At 72.5% G+C, this 21,393-nt stretch carries 18 protein-coding genes; 4 read left to right on the forward strand and 14 right to left on the reverse strand.

Annotated features, from left to right (window positions below; all coding sequences use genetic code 11):
- From AOK15_RS23415 to AOK15_RS23445, 7 genes are all read right to left on the reverse strand, one after another.
- Positions 1-1,908 (reverse strand): lipopolysaccharide biosynthesis protein (locus AOK15_RS23415; protein ID WP_478078814.1); only part of this gene is annotated, 1,908 nt, incomplete at its 3' end.
- The gene (locus AOK15_RS23420; protein WP_055520024.1) at positions 1,901-2,698 is read right to left on the reverse strand and encodes a polysaccharide deacetylase family protein; all 798 of its coding nucleotides are present in this window, start codon (positions 2,696-2,698) and stop codon (positions 1,901-1,903) included. The genes AOK15_RS23415 and AOK15_RS23420, both read right to left, overlap by 8 nt.
- On the reverse strand, positions 2,695-3,708 hold the full coding sequence (locus AOK15_RS23425) for a glycosyltransferase family 2 protein (protein ID WP_055520026.1): 1,014 nt from the start codon (positions 3,706-3,708) through the stop codon (positions 2,695-2,697). Before AOK15_RS23425 ends, AOK15_RS23420 begins: the two co-directional genes overlap by 4 nt.
- On the reverse strand, positions 3,705-4,547 hold the full coding sequence (locus AOK15_RS23430) for a glycosyltransferase family 2 protein (RefSeq protein ID WP_055520028.1): 843 nt from the start codon (positions 4,545-4,547) through the stop codon (positions 3,705-3,707). The genes AOK15_RS23425 and AOK15_RS23430 overlap by 4 nt, the downstream gene beginning before the upstream one ends.
- 383 nt (positions 4,548-4,930) lie before the next feature.
- Entirely contained in the window at positions 4,931-6,025 is a 1,095-nt protein-coding gene (locus tag AOK15_RS23435) for a GNAT family N-acetyltransferase (protein ID WP_055520030.1), read from the reverse strand.
- A gap of 3 nt (positions 6,026-6,028) precedes the next feature.
- On the reverse strand, positions 6,029-6,418 hold the full coding sequence (locus AOK15_RS23440) for a hypothetical protein (RefSeq protein WP_055520032.1): 390 nt from the start codon (positions 6,416-6,418) through the stop codon (positions 6,029-6,031).
- A 275-nt stretch (positions 6,419-6,693) separates the two neighbouring features.
- A complete protein-coding gene (locus AOK15_RS23445) occupies positions 6,694-7,899 on the reverse strand; it encodes a S8 family peptidase (protein ID WP_055520033.1) in 1,206 nt (401 codons plus the stop codon).
- Positions 7,900-8,212: 313 nt separating this feature from the next.
- Between AOK15_RS23445 and AOK15_RS23450 the strand changes: the two genes are divergently transcribed.
- Positions 8,213-9,019 (forward strand): SGNH/GDSL hydrolase family protein, encoded by an 807-nt coding sequence (locus AOK15_RS23450; protein ID WP_055520035.1) that lies wholly within the window; start codon positions 8,213-8,215, stop codon positions 9,017-9,019.
- Between the two features lie 173 nt (positions 9,020-9,192).
- On the opposite strand, the gene AOK15_RS23455 is transcribed toward AOK15_RS23450, so the two are convergent.
- The 4 genes from AOK15_RS23455 to AOK15_RS23470 form a co-directional block, all read right to left on the reverse strand.
- Positions 9,193-10,908 carry a serine/threonine-protein kinase gene (locus AOK15_RS23455; protein ID WP_055520037.1) on the reverse strand — a complete coding sequence of 572 codons (1,716 nt, stop codon included), beginning with the start codon at positions 10,906-10,908 and terminating at the stop codon, positions 9,193-9,195.
- A gap of 60 nt (positions 10,909-10,968) precedes the next feature.
- Positions 10,969-12,852, reverse strand: coding sequence for a nickel transporter (locus AOK15_RS23460; RefSeq protein ID WP_055520040.1), 1,884 nt, complete (start codon positions 12,850-12,852; stop codon positions 10,969-10,971).
- Positions 12,849-14,423, reverse strand: a complete 1,575-nt coding sequence (locus AOK15_RS23465) for a tetratricopeptide repeat protein (RefSeq protein ID WP_055520042.1) — start codon at positions 14,421-14,423, stop codon at positions 12,849-12,851. The genes AOK15_RS23460 and AOK15_RS23465 overlap by 4 nt, the downstream gene beginning before the upstream one ends.
- 131 nt (positions 14,424-14,554) lie before the next feature.
- Positions 14,555-16,078, reverse strand: coding sequence for a DUF4331 domain-containing protein (locus AOK15_RS23470; RefSeq protein ID WP_055520044.1), 1,524 nt, complete (start codon positions 16,076-16,078; stop codon positions 14,555-14,557).
- Positions 16,079-16,405: 327 nt separating this feature from the next.
- Between AOK15_RS23470 and AOK15_RS23475 the strand changes: the two genes are divergently transcribed.
- The 3 genes from AOK15_RS23475 (at position 16,406) to AOK15_RS23485 (ending at position 18,216) form a co-directional block, all read left to right on the forward strand.
- Positions 16,406-16,948, forward strand: a complete 543-nt coding sequence (locus AOK15_RS23475; protein ID WP_055520046.1) for a sigma-70 family RNA polymerase sigma factor — start codon at positions 16,406-16,408, stop codon at positions 16,946-16,948.
- Between the two features lie 82 nt (positions 16,949-17,030).
- Positions 17,031-17,834 carry an anti-sigma factor gene (locus AOK15_RS23480; RefSeq protein WP_055520048.1) on the forward strand — a complete coding sequence of 268 codons (804 nt, stop codon included), beginning with the start codon at positions 17,031-17,033 and terminating at the stop codon, positions 17,832-17,834.
- 115 nt (positions 17,835-17,949) lie between these two features.
- Positions 17,950-18,216 carry a hypothetical protein gene (locus AOK15_RS23485; RefSeq protein ID WP_055520050.1) on the forward strand — a complete coding sequence of 89 codons (267 nt, stop codon included), beginning with the start codon at positions 17,950-17,952 and terminating at the stop codon, positions 18,214-18,216.
- A 30-nt stretch (positions 18,217-18,246) separates the two neighbouring features.
- Here AOK15_RS23485 and AOK15_RS23490 read toward each other — a convergent pair whose 3' ends face one another.
- The 3 genes from AOK15_RS23490 to AOK15_RS23500 form a co-directional block, all read right to left on the reverse strand.
- Positions 18,247-19,470, reverse strand: a complete 1,224-nt coding sequence (locus AOK15_RS23490) for a CaiB/BaiF CoA transferase family protein (RefSeq protein WP_055520052.1) — start codon at positions 19,468-19,470, stop codon at positions 18,247-18,249.
- A gap of 136 nt (positions 19,471-19,606) precedes the next feature.
- Complete coding sequence (locus AOK15_RS23495) at positions 19,607-20,389, reverse strand: ABC transporter permease (RefSeq protein WP_055520054.1); 783 nt, start codon at positions 20,387-20,389, stop codon at positions 19,607-19,609.
- Complete coding sequence (locus AOK15_RS23500) at positions 20,386-21,363, reverse strand: ATP-binding cassette domain-containing protein (RefSeq protein ID WP_055520056.1); 978 nt, start codon at positions 21,361-21,363, stop codon at positions 20,386-20,388. The genes AOK15_RS23495 and AOK15_RS23500 overlap by 4 nt, the downstream gene beginning before the upstream one ends.
- Positions 21,364-21,393 lie beyond the last annotated feature (30 nt).

The raw sequence follows: 21,393 nt of genomic DNA on the forward strand, positions 1-21,393 counted from the left end.
GTACAGCAGCAGCGCCGCGGTCAGGAGGCAGCCGAGGAGCACACCGGCGCGGGTGGGGCGCGGCAGCCGTTCCCGGCGGGGCACGGGCGGCGGTGGCTGCGCCGGGGACGGGGCGGGCGGCGTGCCGACGGGCCGCGGTGCCGGTTCCTGTACGTAGGGCTCCCCGGCGGCCTCCGCTCCCGTGGACGCCGGTACGGCGGCCGCGTCCCGTGCGGCGCCCTCGCTGTCGTCGACCGGGCGGGCCTCCCCGTCCGCGGGCCGTCCGGGCAACGGTGGCCGGTTGAGGTGGAGCGGCCTGGTCGGCCGGTCCTGGGCCCAGGCCGGCCGGTGGTCCTTGCGGACGGCCGGGGTTCCTGCGGGCGGGGTGCCGGGGCCGGGGCGTACGTCGGGGCGGCGTTCCATGTGGTCGAAGTCGAGGTGCAGGCCGAGGGCGAGGGTGTCGGAGTCGAGCCTCCGGGACCAGGCACCGCTCTCCTTCCTCGCGGTGGTCGCCACCCGGCCCAGGTCGGCGAGGTCGCCGTCGGGCGCCGCGTCCTCGGGGACCGCGGCGGGCGGTGCCGTGCGGACGATCCGCCAGAGCCGGGGCGCGGCGATCAGCACGATCACCGCGAGGCTGGAGATCTCGGCGACCCCCGCGCCGAGCAGTCCCATGCGGGGGAGCAGCAGCAGCGTCAGTCCGAGGACCAGGGCGCACAGCAGGCCCTGCAACCAGGCGAGTCCTGCGGTACGGCTCTGGGCGCGCAGCACCGCGAAGTACGTCTCCATCACCACCCGCAGCACGGCGCCGACCGCGAACCAGCGCAGCAGCCCCGTCGCCGCGTCCGCGTAGCCCGGCCCGAACACGGCGAGGATCCACGGCGCCCCGAAGAACAGCACCCCGCACACCGGCAGCATGATCCGGGCCATCCGCCGCAGCGCGGCCCGGGTGTTCGCCGCGAGCCGCGCCGGGTCGTGCGCGCCCTCCACGGTCAGCGAGGCACCCATGTTGATGGCGAGGAGGTTGACCGTGCCGCCGATCGTGGTGGTGATGTAGAAGTACGCGTTGTCGGTGGAGCTGACCTGGGCGGCGACGATCACCGGGACCAGGTAGACCACCGCGAGGGAGAACAGCGAGCCGGTGTAGTCGCCCGCGAGGAAGCGGCCGATCTCCCGCAGCGACGGCGGGTGGGCCCGGCCCTCGGTCGCCTTCACATGCCGGGGGACGAGCCGCCGGAACACCAGCCAGCCCAGCGGCAGCACGGACACCGCGATCGCCGCGACCCAGGACACGAACACGCCCATGGTCGGGATGGCCGCGGCGAACACCACCAGCAGCACCAGCTTCACCGCGGAGAACACGGTGTTGCCGACGGGCACCCACAGGGCGCTCCGCAGCCCGGTCAGCACCCCGTCCTGAAGGGTCAGCAGCGACCAGGCGACCACCGCGAGCACGAAGAACACGGCGTCCCGCGGGTCGTGCAGGAAGCGGTACGAGGATCCCCACAGCTTGAGCGTCAGCAGGAACCCTCCCGCCGCGAGCGCCACGACCACCGAACTGCCCGCGTACGTACGGAAGACCAGCCGTCCCGTGCCGCGCCCCGCGACCGGGATGAACCGGGCGAGGGCCCCCGTCAGGGTGAGCGCGGCCAGCCCCGCCAGGAGCTTCATCGCGGCGATCGCCGCGGAGCCCTGCCCGACCGCTTCCTCGGTGTAGTACCGGGCCGCGGCCAGCCAGAAGCCGAGGCCGAGCACGGCCGAGATACCGGTGTTCAGCATCAGGGCGTAGGCGTTGCGGAACAGCTGGTTGCCGCCGGCCCCTCTGCCGAGGCCGGGCAGCCGCAGCCGGCGGGCGGGGCCGGGCCGCGGCCCGGTGGTGTCCGCCGTGCCGGTGTCGGTCTGCCCGGCCGTGGTGGTCGTCGTGTCAGACACGGGAACGGATGGCCTTTCCCACCTGTCGTGCTCTTCGGACCATGGCGTACCCCTTGGTCAGGGCACGGTCCCGGGCGAAGCCGCGGGCGACGGCGCGGCCCTCGACGAGCCGCTCGAACTCCTCGGCGCCGGTGGAACGCCGCACGGTGACCCGCCGCAGCGCGTACGGGCCCTGCCGGCGCCGGGCGAGCGCGTTGCCGACGGCGAGCGCCTGCGCGAACCCCGTCTCCCGCACCGCGATCCGCACCCGGCGGCTGGAGTAGCCGTACGGGTAGGCGAACGAGACGGGCGGGGCGCCCAGTTCGTCGGCGACGATCCTCCGGCAGCGCCGCAGCTCGAACCGGAGCCGGTCCTCGTCGAGCATGTCGAGCTGCGGATGGGTGTGGCTGTGTCCGCCGATCTCCACGCCGTGGTCGGCGAGTTCGCGGACCTGGTCCCAGTCGAGCATGGTGTCGAGGGCGCCGCCGTCGTCGTACGGGCCCTTGATCCAGGCCGTGGAGACGAACAGGGAGGCCGCGAAGCCGTGCTTGGCGAGGACGGGCAGGGCATGGCGGTGCACGCCCTCGTAGCCGTCGTCGAAGGTGATCAGCACGGGCCGGGCGGGCAGCGGGCGACCTGAACGCCAGCCGGCCGCCAGGGTGGCCGTGTCGACCGGGGTGAGACCGAGGTCCCCGATCACCGCCATCTGCTCCGCGAACGCCTCCGGTGCCACGGACAGGGCACGGGTGGCGTCGCCCGGAGCGGTGGCGACCGCGTGGTACATCAGGACCGGTACGGCGTCCTCCGTCATGACGAGCCCCCCTCGCCGCCCTCACCGGCCGGGATCCCGCCGACGGAGAACGTGACATCCCCCCGGCAGGCCCGGACGCTGCCCACAACGTACCCCCCGGCCGCCGCCGTGACCCCCGCGACGATGGCACCGGCGCGGCCCGCGCCGCCCCGGCGGCCGAGCAGCGCGTCCCGCAGGCCGCGCGCCACCCCGGCGGGCAGGACGCGTGTGGTGTAGCGGCGCTCCGACTCCAGGCCCTTGTCGGCGCCGACGCTCCGCGCGACCAGCGCCTTCGACAGGCCCTCGGCGTAGGTGCGCGCGCGGAAGTACCCGAAGCGCTCGCGCGCGCCGGGCACCCGGTGGTGGATCACCGCCCGGTCGTCGAGGAGCAGGATCGCGTCCGGCCTGGCGCGGGAAAGCCGGATGCACAGCTCCGTCTCCTCGCAGCCGAGGGGGTGCTTGTCCCCGTCGCGGCCGATCCCGGTGGCGAAGCCCCCGGCCGCGTCGAAGGCGGCACGGCGGAACGAGGCGTTGCCGCCGAGCACGTTGCGGACCCGGGCCACCCCGCCGGGCAGGCCCTTGTAGGCGCAGCCCACCACCCAGTCGAACTCCTCGGGGAACCAGGCCGGACGGCGGCCGGACGCCCAGACGGGCACCGTACGGCCGCCGACGGCCATGACGCGGGGGTCGGCGTACCCCTCGGCGAACCAGCGCAGCCAGTCGCGTTCGGCGACGGCGTCGTCGTCGAGGAAGGCGATGATCTCGCCGGACGAGGCGACGATGCCCGTGTTGCGGCCGGCGGACAGGCCGCGGGGGCCCGCGTTGGCGAGCACCCGGACCTCGCCGCTCTCCCGGAGTTCCTTGTACTCGCTGGTCAGACGCTCCAGCAGGGCCTGGTTGTGGTCCACCACCAGGAGCGTCTCCAGGGCCGGCCGGGACTGCGCGCGGACCGAGGCGACCGCCGCGAGGATGTCCTCCCAGCGGTCCTCGGTGTACGCGCAGATCACGACCGAGACGGCCGGTCCGTTCAAGACACCTCTCCTCGGCCGGAGACGAGCATCGTCGCGTGCGAACGGCGCCGCAGCGCACGTCGGTTGGAGCGTTCCTTCAGGATCACCCGCAGCACGCGCAGCCCGTCGCGCACCGCCCGCAGATTGCTCGCCCCGTGGATGCGGAGGTACTCGTGGCTCGGTATCTCCTGTACGCGCAGACCGGCCTTGACGACCCGTATGTTCATCAGGGTCTCGACCTCGAACCCGGTGCAGTCGAGGTCGATCTTGTCCAGGCAGTGCCGCCAGAAGGCGTTGTAGCCGTAGCAGAGGTCGGTGTAGCGGGCGCCGAACTTGCGGTTGACGACCGTGCACAGCGCCCAGTTGCCGAACTTGCGGATCAGCGTCATGTCGTCGGTGGCGCCGCCGTTGGCGAAGCGCGACCCCTTGGCGAAGTCCGCGCCCGAGACCAGGGCGGAGACGTACGACAGGATCTCGTGGCCGTCGGCCGAGCCGTCCGCGTCGACCATCACGATGATGTCGCCGGTGCACGCCTCGAACCCGGTGATCAGGGCGTCCCCCTTGCCCTTGCCCTGCTGCGGCACCACCTTGACGCCGGGCCACACCTCGCGGGCCACCTCGACGGTGTTGTCGGTGGAGTTGCCGTCGACGAGGACCACTTCGTGGATCCAGTCCGGCAGTGTCTTGAAGACGTACGGGAGGTTCTCCGCCTCGTTCATGGCGGGGATCACCACGCTCACCGGCGGAGCGATGGCCAGATGGGTGGAGACCGGCCGGTACTTGCCCGAGGCGACCGTGATGGTCTCGGGCTCCTCGGCCGTGTCGGTATCGGATATCGCCGGGCGCAGAACTGAGCTCATGAGTCTGGTCCCTCTCGTCCGGTGGACCGCCCGCCCCTGGGCGGTCCGGCTATGTGTCCGGTTCGAAAGGGGGGTTCTCACCCACGGCACGCGAAATCGATCTCCGTATCGACCCCTTGGTGCATGACAGGGTGAGCTGGCAAAGCCGGCCGACTGTCGCGACTCGGCAGTCGGTCGCGCGGCACGACTCGGCAACAGAAGCGGTCACCGAGCACGGCACCCCCCTACCGCGCCCCGCGCCGGGACCGTCACGCCCCTCGAGCCCTCCCCTTGGGACCACTGTCGACGGACCGATGCGGGTGGATGTAAGACGGTATTGATGATTGAGCCCGTATGGCAAGGCCTACTGCGAGCCCTCACATTTTTGTTGTTGTGTCCGTTAGCTACATTCCTGACCGGATTCTCCCCATCCGTTTCAGTGCTCTGTCCGCCGACGCGAACAGCTCCGGCCGGGCCAGCACGGCGTTCCGCAGCGCCCGGACGGGGGCGCGACGGGCCCGGTGCCCGAGCGCCACGGGGTGACGCCGGGTGACCCACCCCTCGGACACGGATATCTCCCGTGTCTTCAGGGAGTCCTTGTACTGCTTCTGGCCCCGGCCGAGATCCAGGTACGCGATCCCGTCCGCGGCGCCCTCCTCCGCCATGTGCAAGTGCAGCAGCAGTCCCGGCGAGAACCTCGCGAACGCCGGGTCGTACGCCGGGAACCAGCAGGTCAGCACCCGCTCGGAGCGGAGTCCGAAGTGGGCCGCGACCGGCTTGCCGTCCGCGTACAGCACGGACAGCTGGCCGGCGAAGGAGTCGGAGCGGGTGTGGAACAACTGCTGGACGAGCCGGATGATCCACGGGTGCGCGAAGCGGTCGCTGCGACCGGTCCTGCGGTACTGGGCGGACTTCCAGGCCATCAGGGTGCGCAGGACCTCCGGGTCGCGCTCGTCGTGCACATAGCGGACCTCGCGCACCGCGCGGCCGAGTCTGCGTTCCTTGGCGAGCGTGGAGCGGACGAACTTGGGGGAGCCGGCCCGCAGCCGGCCCAGATAGGCCTCGTAGCCCTGTTCGAGGTCCATGACCGGTGACGGGAAGGTCCCGGTGACGTGGTCCGCGAACGGCGTCTGGCCCTCGGCCAGGTGGTCGAACTCCCAGACGGCGAGCCCGCAGGCCCGCAGCAGCGCCTCGGCGTCCCAGGTGAATCCGGGGCGGTGGACGACGCCCTGGCAGTCGGACAGCCCCAGGCCGACGGCCCGGCCCACCCCGACGGGGGTTCTCTGGAACGGGAAGAACGCCGCGGGTTCACCGCCCTCGCGCAGGACCGCGATCCGCACCCCGCGCCGGCACCGGCCGACGGCGAGGGCGAACTCGGGGGACAGGAACGGGTTCGCCAGCTCGGGCGCGCCGTGGAGGTGTGCCTTCGACTGGAGGGCGGTCCAGGCCGCCCGGTCGGCGGCGCTCAGTTCGCCTGGGCGGTACACGCTGATGTCCACGTCTCAGGTCCGTCTTCTCTCCGTACGGCCGCGCACGCGCCGTACCAGGCTCAGCAGGAGAACGAGCGAGCTGATCGCGGTCACGGCCGCGATCCCGCCGGGTACCGACCAGGAGTGGGTGGCGATCATGCCTTGTGCGACGAGGAGGTTCACCGCGATCGCGCCCGCGACGGACGCCACGACGCGGCCGAAGGGTTCCAGTCCGCGCAGCGCGGCCCCGATGGCGGCTCCGGGCGCGACGAGGAGGAAGAACAGCGTGAAAGGGCCGCGCAGGACCGAGTCCGCGTCGGCGAACGCGAGCACCGCGCCGGTCCCCGCCACGGCCGCGGCCACGCCCGCGAGCAGTGGCCCGCCGCTGTCGGACAGGGATGGCTTGGTACTCAAGGTCTGCATTGGCGACTTTGCCCCCCGAAGCGCCGGATGCCGGGCTTCAATGTCGCTCAGTGGGCGCGGGGCAGTCAAGATGCGGAACTCGACGGTGCGCGCTCGCGCGGGAGGTCGGCGGAGAAGCGACGGCGGGGTGATCTCCGGGCCCGGGGACGAGGACTCCCCGGAGGCGGCGGGCGCCTCCGGGGAACTCGTGTGCGGACGGACCGTCCCGCGCCAGGAGACCTCAGGGGCTCAGGCGCTCAGGGGGCCTCGGGAGACCGGGACGGAGCCGGCCGGTGTCACGGGACGATCTGGAGCAGTCGGTTCGGAGAGCCGGTGCCCGGGCTGGTGACCTTGCCCGTGACGGCTCCGCCGGTCAGCGCCGTGGCGACCTGGGCCGGGGTGGCCGAGGGGTGGCCGGCCAGGTAGACCGCGGCGGCGCCGGCGACGTGCGGGGTGGCCATCGAGGTCCCCGAGATGGTGTTGGTGGCGGTGTCGCTGGTGTACCAGCCGGCCGTGATCGACGAACCGGGGGCGAAGATGTCCAGGACCGAGCCGTAGTTCGAGTAACTGGCCCGGGCGTCGGTGTTGGTGGTCGCGCCGACCGTGATCGCCTCGGTGACCCTGGAGGGGGAGTACGAGGAGGCGTTGGCGCTGCTGTTGCCGGCCGCGACGGCGTAGGTCACGCCGCTGGCTATGGAGTTGCGGACGGCCGTGTCGAGGGCCGCGGACGCGCCGCCGCCGAGCGACATGTTGGCGACCGAGGGGCCGCTGTGGTTCGCCGTCACCCAGTCGATGCCCGCGACGACGCCGGCCGTGGTGCCCGAGCCGGAGTTGTTCAGCACCCGCACCGCCACGATCTTCGCCTGCTTGGCGATTCCGTAGGTGGAGCCCGCGATGGTGGTCGCCACGTGGGTGCCGTGCCCGTTGCCGTCCTGCGCCACGTTGTCGCCGTCGACGGCGTCGTAGCCGTTGGTGGCCCGGCCGCTGATCTGGGAGTGGGTGACGCGGACGCCGGTGTCGATGACGTACGCCGTCACACCGGTGCCCGCGGAGTCCGGGTAGGTGTACGTGCCGGAGAGCGGAAGTGACGCCTGGTCGGAGCGGTCCAGGCCCCAGGGGGCGTTGGTCTGGGTGGCGTCGGCGGTGAGGATCTGGTTCTGCTCGACGGAGGCGACCGCCGGGTCGGCGGCCAGTCTCCTCGCCTCGGCCGCCGAGAGCTCGGCCGACCAGCCGTTGAGCGCGGACCGGTAGGTCCGCTCGACCGTGCCGCCGTACTCCTCGATGAGGCTCCTGCCCTTGTTGGAGGCGGCCTTGAGACCGGTGTTCTTCCTGAGGGTGACGAGGTAGCTGTCCTTGACGGCCGTGGGGGAGTCCGCCGCGAGCACCGTGCCCTCGGCGGGGGCGGCCTGGGCGGGCAGCGCGGTCGGGCCGATGAACAGGGCGGCCGTCGCCAGGGTGGTGACGGCGGTGACGCGGATCCTCTTGCTGCGCAGGTGTGCCATTACGAGGGAGTCCTCCTCATGGGCGGCGCACGCCAGGTGGGGGGCGTGCGTCTGTGGGGGGTGTGCGGGATCGCACGCACGACCGGGAGCGTCGCGTTCCGCTCACGGCTCCCAGCAGCGTGCTGGAGGCACAAGCGCGGCACAAGGGAGTCGCGGTCTTGTCATGTGTACGTCACATGTACGCAATCGAACGCGAGTTGACCGAGGTGTCTTTGGGTCGATCGAGGCCTGAAAGTCTTGACATGGACACTTCCGATCAACACGCGTAGTTGCTACGACAGTTGACACAGAGATCCTGCTAAAGGGAGGTTCCATGAGACGTTCCCGATTTGCGGTCTTCACGACCTCACTCCTCCTCGCCGTCGCCGCCACCCTGACCGGGACCGCGGCGGCGCAGGCGTCCGAAGAGGCCGCCGCCACCGGCTATGTGGCCCTCGGCGACTCCTACTCCTCCGGTGTCGGCGCCGGGAGCTACCTCTCCTCCAGCGGCGACTGCAAGCGCAGCACGAAGGCCTACCCGTACCTCTGGGCCGCCGCCAACTCCCCCTCCTCCTTCGACTTCACGGCCTGCTCGGGCGCCCGAACGGGTGATGTTCTGGCGAGTCAACTCGGCCCGCTGGGCGCCGGAACCGGACTCGTGTCCCTCTCCGTCGGCGGCAACGACGCCGGGTTCGCCGACGTGATGACCACGTGCGTGCTCCAGTCCGACAGCTCCTGCGTCTCCCGGATCAACACGGCCAAGGCGTACGTCGACTCGACGCTGCCCGGCCAGCTCGACAAGGTGTACTCGGCCGTCCGGGCGAAGGCACCGGCCGCCCATGTGGTGGTGCTCGGCTACCCCCGCTTCTACCAGCTGGGCGGCACCTGCCCCGGGCTGTCCCAGACGAAGCGGTCCGCCATCAACAACGCGGCCGACTACCTGAACACCGCGATCGCCAAGCGCGCCGCCGACCACGGATTCACCTTCGGTGACGTCCGCTCCGTCTTCACCGGGCACGAACTGTGCTCCGGCGACGCCTGGCTGAACAGCCTCAACCTGCTGAACATCGGCGACTCGTACCACCCGAAGGCCGCGGGGCAGTCGGGCGGCTACCTGCCGGTGTTCAGGAACGCGGCCTGACCCCGGCCAGGGCCCTCACGAGCACGACCTGAACAGGCACTGACAACGCACCGACAACGCATTGAACACGCGCTGAGCACGCCCGGAGCGCGTCGACCGGGCCGGCCCCCGCTCCCCGGGGCCGGCCCGGTCAACTCCTGTCCAGGGCTCGGGCGTGATCCGAACGACCGGCCCTACGCCCGCGGTTCCACCGCACGGCCGTAGGCCCCGGCCTCGTCGTCCGAGCCTCCGGGGTCCCCCGAGTCCGAGGGGGTGCCGCCCGTGGTCGGGGGCTCCTTCTCGCACGTCACGGAGAACGCCACGGAGTTGGACGTCGTCCGCACCGGCCCGCGCACCTCGACGGTGATCTCGTCCTCGTAGGTCGTGTCCGCCGCGTAGGTCGTGACGACGATCCGGTCCTGCCGGCTCTTCCCGCCGCCCTCCGGGAACGACAGTGTCTTCCACTCGGTGTCCGGCGCCTTGCTGCTCGCGGTCACCCAGCGGTACTCGACCTCCACGGGCACCCGGCCCACGGTGAACGTCGCCGTGAAGCGCGGGGCGTCGCCCTCGGACGGCGGGCAGGCCCCCGAGTAGTGGGTGGCCTCGCCCGCGACCACCACCTTCACGGACTGGGCCGGCGGCTTGCTGGTCGTCGGACCGTCGTCCGGGGTGTCGGAGGGCGCGTCGTCCTCGGTGGTGGGCTCGTCGCTCGGCTCGTCGGACGTACCGCCGCCGCTCGTCCGTCCGTCGCCGCCGCCCGTGGTGCCCGCGCCGTTGGTGGTGTTGCCGTCGGCCCCGCCGTCGTCCCGGTTGACCCAGGCGTACGTCAGCCCCGCGACGGCCAGGGCGAGCGCCGCGATACCCGCGATCAGGAAGACGAGGGCGCGCCGGTCGCGTCCCTGCGCACCGGCGGGCACCGCCGAGGGGCCCGTCGCCACGGCCGCCGGGCCCGTGTACGGCGGCGTCGGGCCCCCGTACCCTCTGGTGTCCCGTCGGGTCGGCCCGCCCCCGGCCGGGGACGTGGTCACCGTCGGGGCGTACGGGGTGGCCCCGGCCGTGTCGGCGCTGGAAGGGGTACCCCCGGCGCCGATGATCCGCAGGTCCCGCTCGGCCTGCTCGGCCGGGACCCGCTCCGCCGGGTCCTTGCGCAGCAGCCCCTCGATCACCGGGGCCAGCGGGCCCGCCCGGCGTGGCGGTGGCAACTCCTCGTCGACGACCGCACGCAGCGTGCTCAGCGGGGTGTCATGCCGGAAGGGGGAGTTGCCCTCGACCGCGGCGTACAGCAGCACTCCCAGCGACCACAGGTCCGACTCGGGCCCCGGTGTCCGGCCGAGCGCCCGCTCGGGGGCGAGGAACTCGGGCGAGCCGATCACCTCGCCGGTCATCGTCAGCGCGGAGCTGCCCTCCACCGTGGCGATGCCGAAGTCGGTGAGGACCACGCGGCCGTCGTTGGACATCAGCACGTTGGCCGGCTTCACGTCCCGGTGCAGGACCCCCGCCTCGTGCGCGGCCCGCAGCGCGGCCAGCACCTCGGCGCCGATCTGCGCGGTGCGCTGCGGGGGGAGCGGGCCCTCGGCGTCCAGGAGGTCGGCGAGCGACAGGCCGCGCACCAGCTCCATCACGATCCAGGGGCGGCCGTCCTCCACGGCCACGTCGTACACCGTGACGACATTGCGGTTGGCGACCCGCGCGGCCGCCCATGCCTCCCGCTCCAGCCGGGCGTACATCCGCTCGACGTCGGACGTCGGGATACCGGCCGGTGCCCGCACCTCCTTGACCGCGACCTCACGATGCAGCACCTCGTCGCGGGCCCGCCACACCGTTCCCATGCCGCCCTGGCCGAGCGGGGTCAGCAGGCGGTAGCGGCCCGCGATCACACGTTCACTGCCCGGTTCTTCGGACACGGACATCCCCCATCATTCGCATCCGCGCGACGTCTGCACTCCGTGCGATTTCTCCCCAAAAGTAGCTCAGAGGAACGCGGATGCCGCCCCCTTGAACACCAAACCCGCCCCCAGGGCGACAACCAGCAGCGCCGACGCCAGCGGGACCGTGCGGCGGACCAGCGCCGCGGTGGGGCCGCCGAGCCGGCCCTGGCCCTTGTCCATCACGCGCGCGGCCCAGCCGCCCGCCTTCACCACGGCGTACCCGGCGGCGGTCAGCGTGAGCGCCAGCCCGATGCCGTACGCCAGCACCAGCAGCAGACCGAACCACGCCTTGCCCATCGCCGCCGCGCCGACCAGCACGACCACCGCGGAGGGGCTCGGCACCATGCCGCCCGCGAAACCGAGCAGGATCGTGCCGCGCAGGGTGGGCGCGGTGGGGTGGGTGTGGGTGAAACCACCGTGGGTGTGGGTCAGACCACCGCCTAGCAGGGACCGCTTGGGGGCGGGGGTGTCGTCGTGGCCATGGTCGTGGTCGTGGGTGTGGCCCGCGTCGGGTGCGTGCTCATGGCCGTGGTTGTGGTCGTGACCGTGCTGGTGCCCGTGGTCGTGGCCGTGCTCGTGGGCGGTGCCGTGGCTGTGGGTGTGCGCCGTGGCCGGGGCCGTTTCGGGCTCGTGGGTGTGGGCGTGGGCCTCGCCGTGTGGGCGCGGGTGCGCGTGCGCGTGGGCGAGGACGAGTTGCTTCTGCGGCTCGGGCTCGGGCGCGTGGTCGTGCGTGGGGGAGTGGCCGCCCCCGTGCTCGTGGCCGCGGCTGTGGGAGTGCCCGTGCCCATGGCTGTGGGTGTGACCGTGGTCGTGGTCGTGGTCGTGGTCGTGCGTGTGCTCGTGACCGTGGTCGTGCTCATGTCCATGCCCATGTCCGTGCCCCGGCATCAGCGTGAGCTTGCGGTTCAGCCAGGCGCGGCGGGCCAGGGTCACGCCCGCCGTCATCACGAAGAGGCCGCTCGCGATGCCGAGCCAGGTGATGACGGACGGCGCGGCGGCGGAGCCGGCGAGGACCAGCAGGCCGAGGGCGACCACGCCCAGGGTGTGGGTGATCGTCACCGACGCGGCCATGGGGAGCACATCGCGCATCCGGGCCCGGTCGCGGGCGGCGGCGGTCGCGGCCATGAGCGTCTTGCCGTGGCCCGGGGCGAGGGCGTGCATCGCGCCGAGGAACAGGGCGATGCCGAAGGCCAGCGCGCCGAAGCCGAGGGTGAGGTCATGGCTGGAGACCAGGTCGTCCAGGGCCCGGGTCCAGCGGTCCGCGCCGCGCGGGAGGATCGAGGCCCCCGGCGCGTCGCCCTCGCGCTCCGCCAGGGCGGGACCGCCGGGCCGCACCTGGAGGGACGCGGCCGCGGTGTCCTCGGGGGACTGGAGCAGCTCCTGGGGGTAGTCGGTGAGCCGGTCCGACACCGACTCCTCCGGCACGTCCGACCCGGTCAGGGTCATCCGGTCGCCCTGCGCGGTGACCTCGCGCCAGCCGGGTCCGGAGTCCACGGCGGCGTGGAAGCGCACGTCGACGGCCCGGTCCGGCAGGGCGGCTCTCAGCCGGCACTCCACACGGAGGGTCTTCAGCCCGGCCTGGCCTGGCCGGTCCTGGGCCCGGCTCGACGTGACGGTCACCTCGACGGCCCGTCCGTCGACCGTCACCTCGGTGTCCCCGGCGGCCGTCGCGCACCGCTCACGGGCCCACCCCGCCCTGCCCCGGCGCTCGATGGCGGGCTCGGCCTGGGTGGCGGGGATCTCCGCCAGGTCCTCCACATGGAGGATCCTGAGCTGCCCGGGGGCGGCGACCAGCCCGTCGTACCGGTTGACGGTGAAGTTGCCGAGCGGGTGCGCGCTGGCGGTTCCGCTGGGCACGAGCACCAGGGCGCAGGCGGCCGTGAGGACCGCCGCGCAGGAGGCGAACAGGCGCCGAGGGGCAGTCACTTGGCCTCCAGAGCCTTCAGGGTCGTACGGGCCTCGGCGGCGCCGCGCGGGGCGAAGCCGGGGTTCAGATCGAGTGCCGCCTCGAGGGATGCCTTCGCGGCCTTCTTCTCGCCGGCGCCGTACTCGACCATCCCCCGGTGGTAGAGGAACGTGGCGTCCTTGTAGCCGGGAGCGGTGGCCCGCCGGGCGTACGGCAGGGCCTCCTTGTCGCGGCCGTTGACGTGCAGCGCCCAGGCGAGGGCGTCCGCCGTGTGGACCGTCTCGCGGCGCTTCCACTCCGCCTCGGCCGCGCGCAGGGCGGCCTTCCGGTCGCCGTGGTCGGCGGCGGCGAGCGCGGTGTCAAGGTCGGCGTTGACGCCGTTGGCGCGGGCGATCGCGGTGTAGGCGTTCACCAGTGCGTACTGGTCGCGGGCCGCCGACTTGTCGCCCTTCGCGTCGTACAGCTCGCCGAGGAGGACCAGCGGGCCCGGCAGCGGATAGGCGGACACGACCTGTTCGAGTCCGCGGACGGCCTCGGTGGTGTCGCCGCTCGCGGCCTGGGCGCGGGCGCGGCCCTCCAGGGCGGGGAGGTAGGTGTCGTCGGCGCCCAGGGCGCGCGCGTAGTCGTCGAGCGCCGTCTTGACGTCGCCCTGCTTCCAGGCCAGTTGGCCGAGCTGGGTGGCCACGTAGGCGATGTCGCCCCGCGTCACCGCCGAGTCGAGCGCCTGCCGCAGGACGCGGCGGGCGGTCTTCACGTCGCCGCGCAGCTCGTGCACATAGGCGTAGCGGGTGAACACGGGGATGCCGGGGCGGCGGGTGTCGGCGAGCCTGGCCGCCTTCAACGCCTCGTCGTAGCGGCCGAGTTCGACGAGGGCGTCGATCCGGCTGCACAACGCCCGTTCGCTGTACGGGTTCTCCTTGAGGGCCCGGTCCGCGTAGCGCAGGGCGTCCTCGAACTCGTGCCGGGCCGCGGCGAGGGCGGCGAGGCCGGCGAGGGCCGGGTCGTTGTCCGGGCGCAGCTTCAGGGAACGGTTCAGGGCCTTCTCGGCCTGCGGGTAGCGGGAGGGGTCGCCCTTGGTGCGGGCCTGCTCCACGTAGGCGAGGCCGAGCGTCGACCAGGAGCCGAAGTCGCGCGGCTGGTCCTTGAGATGGGCCTGCAACGCCTTGACCGATGTGTCCAGGTCCCCGCCCGCGAGCTGTGCCGCCGGGAGCCCCGGCGAGGAGGAGAGAGCGACCGTCCCGTTGTCGTCCCGGGCGCCCAGCGCGATCGCGAACCCGGTGAACGCGACGGCCAGCGCGGCCGCGCACGCGGTGAGCCGCAGCAACCGCCCCCGGACGGGCTCGCGCAAGGGCGCGACGCCGCCGGACGCGGCACCGGACTCGGCACCGGACTCCGACTTGGCCTCGGAACCAGACTCGGACTTGGACCCGGCACCGGACTCGGCGACGGGCCGGGCACCGGAGTCGGCGACGGGCTCGGTGGCGGAGTCGGCGACGGACCCGACGATCTCGTGCCCGTCGGCCTCGGGAGCCCCCTCGTCGGGGCGCGGACGTCCGTCCTGCGACGCGCTGTCGTTCGTACGCGGGGACATGCCCTCTCCTCAAAGTCCTTGCCGAGCAACGGTGGTGACGTCGGTGGGGCGCGGCCCGCGCCGTGGGGGATGGATACGAGCGGACCGCGCCGGTCGGTGGACCGGGCCCCGTGGGGCCCGGCCGGGTGGGCCTAGTAGTAGGCCCGGTCGTTCCGGCGGCGCCACCACAGCAGGCCCGAGCCGATCAGCAGGACGCCGACCGCGCCGGCACCCGCGGAGGCCGCGATCAGCGTGGTGTCGTCCGTTCCGGCCTCGACGCCACCGCCCAGCGCGCTGCGCACGTTGTTGGTGGTGTTGCCCTTGACCGTCTTGCCCCGCGAACCGGCCGTCGGCAGACCGACGTACGGGAAGGACTTGCCGAACTTCTTGTCGTTCTTGTCGACCGCGTCGCCCAGGTCGTTCTTGGCGCCGACCAGTTCGCCCTCGACCACCTGGAGCGCGATGTCGATCACGTCGTCGGTGAGCCGGCGCCCGTTCGGGAAGCCCTGGTTGTCACCGTCGAGGACACCGAGCCGCTTCGGCTTCGCGGTGGGCTTGATGGAGGTGTTGAGGCGCAGCTGCTCCGACGGGGTCACACGCGGCGGCTGGTTGAGGCCCTTGACACCCTTCAGGAAGACGTCGACGAGGTCGTTGCGCGGCGTCTTCGGGGCGGGGATCTTGTAGATCGCCTCGATCAGCTTCGGCAGCTCCGGCTCGGTGACGTTCTTCAGGAACTGGGCGTCCTCCGTGGGCGAGGACGCGTTGAACCGGTCCTTGTCCTTCAGCGGGTTGACGACCTCGTTCACCAGCGGCATGCCGAGGCGCGACACCTGGTGGAAGCGGCCGTTGGCGCCCTTGCGCTGGGTCGTCGACCATATGCCGACGATCGGCTGGTCCTTGGAGTAGGCGAGCGCCGCGCTCGGCACCTGGAGCGCGATCGAGTTGACGTTGTAGCCCTTGAGGGTGTCCCGCCCGACCTCGGAGAGGTCACCGCCGTACAGCAGGTCGAAGACGCGCAGGTCCAGGAAGAACGGGTCGTCGGCCTGGCCGGCGAACGTCGTCACACCGCTCGCGGTCTTGTAGACGGCGTCGTCGCGCAGCTTCTTGAAGTTCGGCATCGACGCCTTGCCGACGTTGGAGGGCGCCACCCACACGTCGTCGGCGAGCTTCGTCCGGGACACCGGGCGGCGGTCCCGCAGCTTGATCAGCTCGATGTCGTACGTCTGCGTGATGTTGAGGTCCGGGTCGTCCAGGCTCTCCACGACACCCGTGTTGTACAGGAACGTCCTGTCGTTCTTCGTCTTGGTGTCGAACGTGTAGCGGAAGATCAGGTCTTCCTTCGCGTCGCCGTCCTGGTCGACGCGGATGTCGTACTGGGCCTCCTCGGAGAACGGGAAGAAGTTCGGTCCGCCCGCCGGCTCCTCGAAGGGGATCCAGTTCGCGACGATCGTCGTCGTGTCCGGCCTGTCCGGGCTGACGAACGCGTACACGTCGGTGTTGTCGAACTGCGGCTCCCCCGAGATCAGCGGGGCCTCACGGTGGCTGGAGGCGGAGGCCGTCCCCGGCTCCAGCACGGTGACGCCGGCGGCTGCGAGCCCTCCGGCGGCCAGCGAAGCACAGATGAGGGCCGCGATGCTCCGCCGCCCTGCGCCGCTCTTGGAAGTAGGTGTCGTCATGCCGTCCGTCCTCTGTCCCAACTTGCCTGACGAACGCCATTCGGAGCGGTCGGCAGGGTGGATTGGTCGAATCCCAAACGTTCTTACGGCGCGTTTGAAAGGTTGTCTCAGCGGAGAACGGGATTCCTCGATCGAGATCGCGTCCGGAGCCCGTCCGGACCCGATCCGGAGCCCGTCAGGACCCGATCCGGCCGGATCCGATCGGATTCGTCGACGGGGGACCCGCGTTTTGGGCACGCTGATCCGTAACCCCATCCGGAGGTGGGTCGGTTGCGAATGCCTTACGCGCGGGGATGGCCGTGCTCGGCCGGAGGCGAGGGGGAGCGAGTGGAGGCGGACAAACTTCTGGTCCGGGTGGCCGGAGGTGACCAGCGGGCCTTCGAGGAGCTGTACACCCTGGTGTCCGGACCGGTGTTCGGTCTCGTGCGCCGGGTCGTGCGCGACCCCGCGCAGTCGGAGGAGGTGGCTCAGGAGGTGCTGCTCGAACTCTGGCGCTCCGCCGGCCGCTTCGACCCCGCCCGAGGCAGCGCCCTGTCCTGGATCCTCACCCTCGCCCACCGGCGGGCGGTGGACCGGGTGCGCAGCGCCCGCGCCGCCACGGAGCGCGAGCAGCGCGAGGGCCTTCGGGCCCACGACACCGCCTTCGACCAGGTCGCCGAGGAGGTCGAGGCGGGCCTCGAACGCCAGTGGGTGCGCCACTGCCTGGAGCGGCTCACCGCGCTCCAGCGGGAGTCGGTCACCCTCGCCTACTACGACGGCTACACCTACCGCGAAGTGGCCGAGCGGCTCTCGCTGCCCCTCGGCACGGTCAAGACCCGTATGCGCGACGGACTCACACGGCTGCGCGAATGCCTGGGAGGAGTCGCATGAGCGCCCTGATCGGTCTCCTGGCACAGGAGGCGCCGCCCGGTTCCACCGCGTCCCGCGCCCGGGTGCCCGAGGGAGGCGCGGCATGAGCCTGTTCCGCCGCGAGGACCTCCACTCGCTCGCCGCCCCCTACGCCCTCGACGCCCTGGAACCCGACGAGCGCCGCCGCTTCGAGAAGCACCTGGAACGCTGCGACCGCTGCCCCGCCGAGGTGCGCGCCCTGGCGGAGGACGCGGTCCGCCTCGCCTGGTCGACGGCCGTCCCCGCGCCGGCCGCGATGCGCGACCGGGTGCTCGCCGCCGTACGGAGCACTCCCCAGGAGGCCCCGGCGCAGGCGCGACCCCAGCAGCATCTGCCGCCGCATGTCTGGGGCACCGCGCCGCCACCGAAGGCGCGCGCCCGTGCGCCCCGGATGCGCCCTTTGTTCATGCCGCTCGCCACCGTGACCGCCGCCGGCGCGCTCGTCGTGGCGTCGCTGTTCGCCGTCGAGGCGAACCGGACACAGGATCAGCTGGACGCGGAGCGCGCGCAGTCGCGTGAGATCGCCCACGTTCTCACCGCGCCGGACGTCCGGGCGACCCGCGAACAGGACGCGGGCGGCAATGGAATCGGAGTGATCGCTTCCGCCGAGGAGGGGCGTGCGATCGTGACGCTCGCCGGATTCGAGGACCTCCCCCGCGACCGGGTGCACCAGCTCTGGCTCATGCGCCCCGACGTGCAACCGCGCTCCCTGGGCCTCTTCGACGGCGACACGCCCTTGGTCACGAACGGATTGGACACCGACGCGACGTCACTCGCCGTGACCGTCGAGCCCGACGGGGGGTCAACACAGCCCACCAGTCAGCCGATTGTCCAACTCGCCCTGAAATCAGTAGGATTCGGAGAGTAGTCGACAACGCCCTTACGGGGTAGGTGTATACCGAGACCGTGATTCCCGAGTGCTCGGGCGGGGCGATATGGTTACGCTGCCCGGGCCGGGTGGACTCGAACGGGTGGGGAGTGACATGGAACAGATAACAGTCCGCAGGGCGCGCGTCCCTGCGATCACCTGCGGGAGCAGTGCGACCAGTTCGCGCCTCGACCGCCATCTCTCGGTGCTGAGCGGCCCCGCCGTGCCGCAGCGCGAGACGGCCGAGGCGACCTCGCTGATGCGCGAGCTGACTGCGCGTTCCCCGCACGACAAGCGTGCCGCCAAGAACACCCGCGTCGGCCGGGTCTCGCTCTTCGCACCCCTGAGGCGGTTGCGCCGCTCGCTCTTCGGCAGCCGCTAGCACCAAGGATCTTCAGCAGGAAGCCCGCGCTCAGGCGATCACACCGTCCCGGCGCAGCGCTGCGATCTCGTCGCCCGTCATCCCCACGGCGCGCAGCAGCGACTCGGTGTGTTCCCCGAGCGCGGGTACCGCCCCCATCCGTGCCTCGTCCCCGCCCGGCAGCGTGATGGGCGGCAGCAGCGCCCTGAGCGGCCCCACCGGTGACCCCACTTCCCGCCATCGGTCCCGGGCCGCCAACTGCGGATGCTCCGCCAGTTCGTGCACGTCCCGCAGGCGTGCGCACGCGACCCCGGCCGCCTCCAGCCGCGCCACCGCCTCGTCCGCGTCCAGGACGCCCAGCGCCTTCGCCACCGCCTCGTCCGTACGGTCCCGGTGCGCGACCCGGGCCGGGTTGGTCGCGAACGCCGGGTCGTCGGCCAACTCGGGACGCCCCAGCACCTGTTCGGCGAGTCGTCGCCACTCCCGGTCGTTCTGCACCGACAGCAGCACCCGGCCGCCGTCCGCCGTCGGATAGGCGTCGTAGGGCGCGATCACCGCGTGCGCGAGGCCCGTCCGCACCGGGGGAGTGCCGCCGTGCAGGGTGTGGTGCAGCGGGTGCCCCATCCACTCGGCGAGCGCCTCCAGCATCGACACCTCCACCGGCCCGCCCCGCCCGGTGGTGCCCCGGCGGACGAGCGCCGCGAGGACCCCCGAGAACGCGTACATCCCGGCGGCGATGTCCGCCGCCGGGATGCCCGCCTTCACCGGCTGCTCCGGGGTCCCCGTCACCGACACCAGCCCGGCCTCGCACTGCACGAGCATGTCGTACGCCCGCTTGTCCGCGTACGGCCCGGACGCCCCGTAGCCGGAGATGTCCACCGCGATCAGCCGGGGGTGCGCGGCGCACAGGGTGGCGGCGTCCAGGCCGAGCCGGGCCGCCGCACCGTGTGCCAGGTTCTGCACGAACACGTCCGCGTCCGCCACCAGCCGCCGGACGACGTCCAGGCCGCGCGGGTCCTTCAGATCGAGGGCGAGGGACTCCTTGCCCCGGTTGCACCACACGAAATGGGAGGCGAGGCCCCGCGCGGCGGTGTCGTAACCGCGCGCGAAGTCACCGCCGTCCACCCGCTCGACCTTGATCACACGGGCGCCGAGGTCGGCGAGCTGCCGGGTGGCGAACGGGGCCGCCACGGCCTGCTCGACGGCGACGACGGTGAGGCCGTCGAGGGGCAGGGGATCGCCGGTGCCGGTCAGTGAGCGCATGCCGTGGATCATGTCCCCGGCGGGGTGCCGTTGTCAGCAGGGCGTGCCGAGCGTCACGTGCCCCGCCCCGGCACCGGCCTCCGGCCCACCTCGCCGCAGCGGGCCGGAGGCCGCCCGGGTCCGGCCCGTCCCCCGAACGGGCCGGAGGTCACTTGGGGCCGGCCGCGTACGTCCGTACCGCGAGCGGCACGAACACCGCGAGGAGGACGGCGCACCAGGCCAGGGAACCGGCGACCGGGTGGGCGACCGGCCAGGCGGCGCCGTCGGGGACGGGCGCGTTCCCGAACAGGTCGCGCAGGGCCGTGGTGACCGCGCTGATCGGGTTCCACTCGGCGGCGGTGCGCAGCCAGCCAGGCAGACCCTCGGTCGGGATGTACGCGCTGGACAGCAGCGGCAACAGGAAGGTCGCCCCGCCCAGTTGGCCCGCCGCTTCCTCGCTGCGGGTGAGCAGGCCCAGGAAGACACCGATCCACACCGCCGTGAACCGGAACAGCAGCAGCAGTGCGAACGCGCCGGCCGCCGCGAGCGCGCCGCCCTCGATCCGCCAGCCCACCGCCAGCCCGACCAGCAGGAACGGCACCGTCCCCGCGGCCGTGAGGACCAGGTCCGCCACGACCTGGCCGAGCGGGACGGCGGCCCGGCTCATCGGCAGGGTGCGGAAGCGGTCCATCACGCCCCGGTGGGTGTCCTGCGCGGCCTGGAACATGCCGGTCATGATCCCGCCGGCCGCCGTCGCGACCAGCAGACCGGGCACCAGGAAGCGCCGGTACTCCTCGCCCGGCACGGCGAGGGCACTGCCGAAGACGTACCCGAAGAACAGCAGCATCGAGATCGGCATCGTCTGGGTGAGGATCAGCAGCCCCGGATTGTTCCGGGCCCGTCGCAGCTGACGGCCGAGCATGGCCGCGCCGTCGTACGCCAACGCGCTCATGCGGCACGCTCCTTGACGTCGGAGTGGTCGGAGTGGTCGGTCGCGGGCGTCTCGGTGAGGCGGAGGAACACGTCGTCGAGGGTCGGTGGGCGCAGGCTCGCGTCGAGCAACGGCACCCCGGCCGCGTCGAGTTCGCGGACGAGACGGGGAAGCGTCAGCGTCGGGTCGAGACAGACCGCGCCGACCGCGTGCCGGTCGTGGTCGAACGACGGCTCGGCCCCGGTGAGCTGGTCGAGGACGCCCGCCGCCGCGACCATCACGTCGGCGTGCGCGACGACCACCTCCGCGTACGACCCGATGAGCGCCTTGAGCTGGGGCGGCGAGCCGCTGTGCGCGATCCGGCCCCGGTCCATCAGCACCACCTGGTCGGCGAGCCGGTCGGCCTCCTCCAGATACTGCGTCGTCAACAGCACGGTCGTCCCCTCCGCCTTGAGGGCGCCCACGGCGTCCCAGATCTGGTTGCGGCTGACCGGGTCGAGCCCCGTGGTCGGCTCGTCGAGGAAGAGCACCGCCGGGTGGCGTATCAGGCTCGCCGCCAGGTCGAGCCGGCGGCGCATCCCGCCCGAGTACGTGGAGACGGGTCGGTCGGCGGCCTCGGCCAGCCCGAAGCGGTCGAGGAGTTCGCCGGCGCGGGCGGCGGTGTCGCGGACGCGGTGCAGCCGTGCGAACAGCCGCAGGTTCTGCCGCCCCGTGAGGTCCCCGTCCACCGACGCGTACTGCCCGGTCACCCCGATCGCCCGCCGCACGGCGTGCGGCTCCCGTACGAGGTCGTGCCCCGCGATCCGCGCCGAGCCGGCGTCCGGCCGCAGCAGCGTCGCCAGCAGCCGTACGGCGGTGGTCTTGCCCGCCCCGTTCGGGCCGAGCATCCCGACCACCGAGCCTCGGGCGACGGCCAGATCCAGGCCCCGGACGGCACGGACCTCCCCGAAGCGCTTCTCCAGACCTTCACTAAGTACAGCGTACGTAGAAGTCATGGGTCGACCATAGCGCACTACGTACGCTGT

Source organism: Streptomyces ossamyceticus, from assembly GCF_001418475.1.
Classification (GTDB): Bacteria; Actinomycetota; Actinomycetes; order Streptomycetales; family Streptomycetaceae; genus Streptomyces; species Streptomyces ossamyceticus.

What these genes read in the sequence shown, in the direction of transcription:
- AOK15_RS23420 (WP_055520024.1), bottom strand. Translation starts at nt 2,698, where the DNA reads ATGACGGAGGACGCCGTACCGGTCCTGATGTACCACGCGGTCGCCACC.
- AOK15_RS23430 (WP_055520028.1), bottom strand. Translation starts at nt 4,547, where the DNA reads ATGAGCTCAGTTCTGCGCCCGGCGATATCCGATACCGACACGGCCGAG.
- AOK15_RS23440 (WP_055520032.1), bottom strand. Translation starts at nt 6,418, where the DNA reads ATGCAGACCTTGAGTACCAAGCCATCCCTGTCCGACAGCGGCGGGCCA.
- AOK15_RS23445 (WP_055520033.1), bottom strand. Translation starts at nt 7,899, where the DNA reads ATGGCACACCTGCGCAGCAAGAGGATCCGCGTCACCGCCGTCACCACC.
- AOK15_RS23450 (WP_055520035.1), top strand. Translation starts at nt 8,213, where the DNA reads ATGAGACGTTCCCGATTTGCGGTCTTCACGACCTCACTCCTCCTCGCC.
- AOK15_RS23455 (WP_055520037.1), bottom strand. Translation starts at nt 10,908, where the DNA reads ATGTCCGTGTCCGAAGAACCGGGCAGTGAACGTGTGATCGCGGGCCGC.
- AOK15_RS23465 (WP_055520042.1), bottom strand. Translation starts at nt 14,423, where the DNA reads ATGTCCCCGCGTACGAACGACAGCGCGTCGCAGGACGGACGTCCGCGC.
- AOK15_RS23470 (WP_055520044.1), bottom strand. Translation starts at nt 16,078, where the DNA reads ATGACGACACCTACTTCCAAGAGCGGCGCAGGGCGGCGGAGCATCGCG.
- AOK15_RS23480 (WP_055520048.1), top strand. Translation starts at nt 17,031, where the DNA reads ATGAGCCTGTTCCGCCGCGAGGACCTCCACTCGCTCGCCGCCCCCTAC.
- AOK15_RS23485 (WP_055520050.1), top strand. Translation starts at nt 17,950, where the DNA reads ATGGAACAGATAACAGTCCGCAGGGCGCGCGTCCCTGCGATCACCTGC.
- AOK15_RS23490 (WP_055520052.1), bottom strand. Translation starts at nt 19,470, where the DNA reads ATGATCCACGGCATGCGCTCACTGACCGGCACCGGCGATCCCCTGCCC.
- AOK15_RS23495 (WP_055520054.1), bottom strand. Translation starts at nt 20,389, where the DNA reads ATGAGCGCGTTGGCGTACGACGGCGCGGCCATGCTCGGCCGTCAGCTG.
- AOK15_RS23500 (WP_055520056.1), bottom strand. Translation starts at nt 21,363, where the DNA reads ATGACTTCTACGTACGCTGTACTTAGTGAAGGTCTGGAGAAGCGCTTC.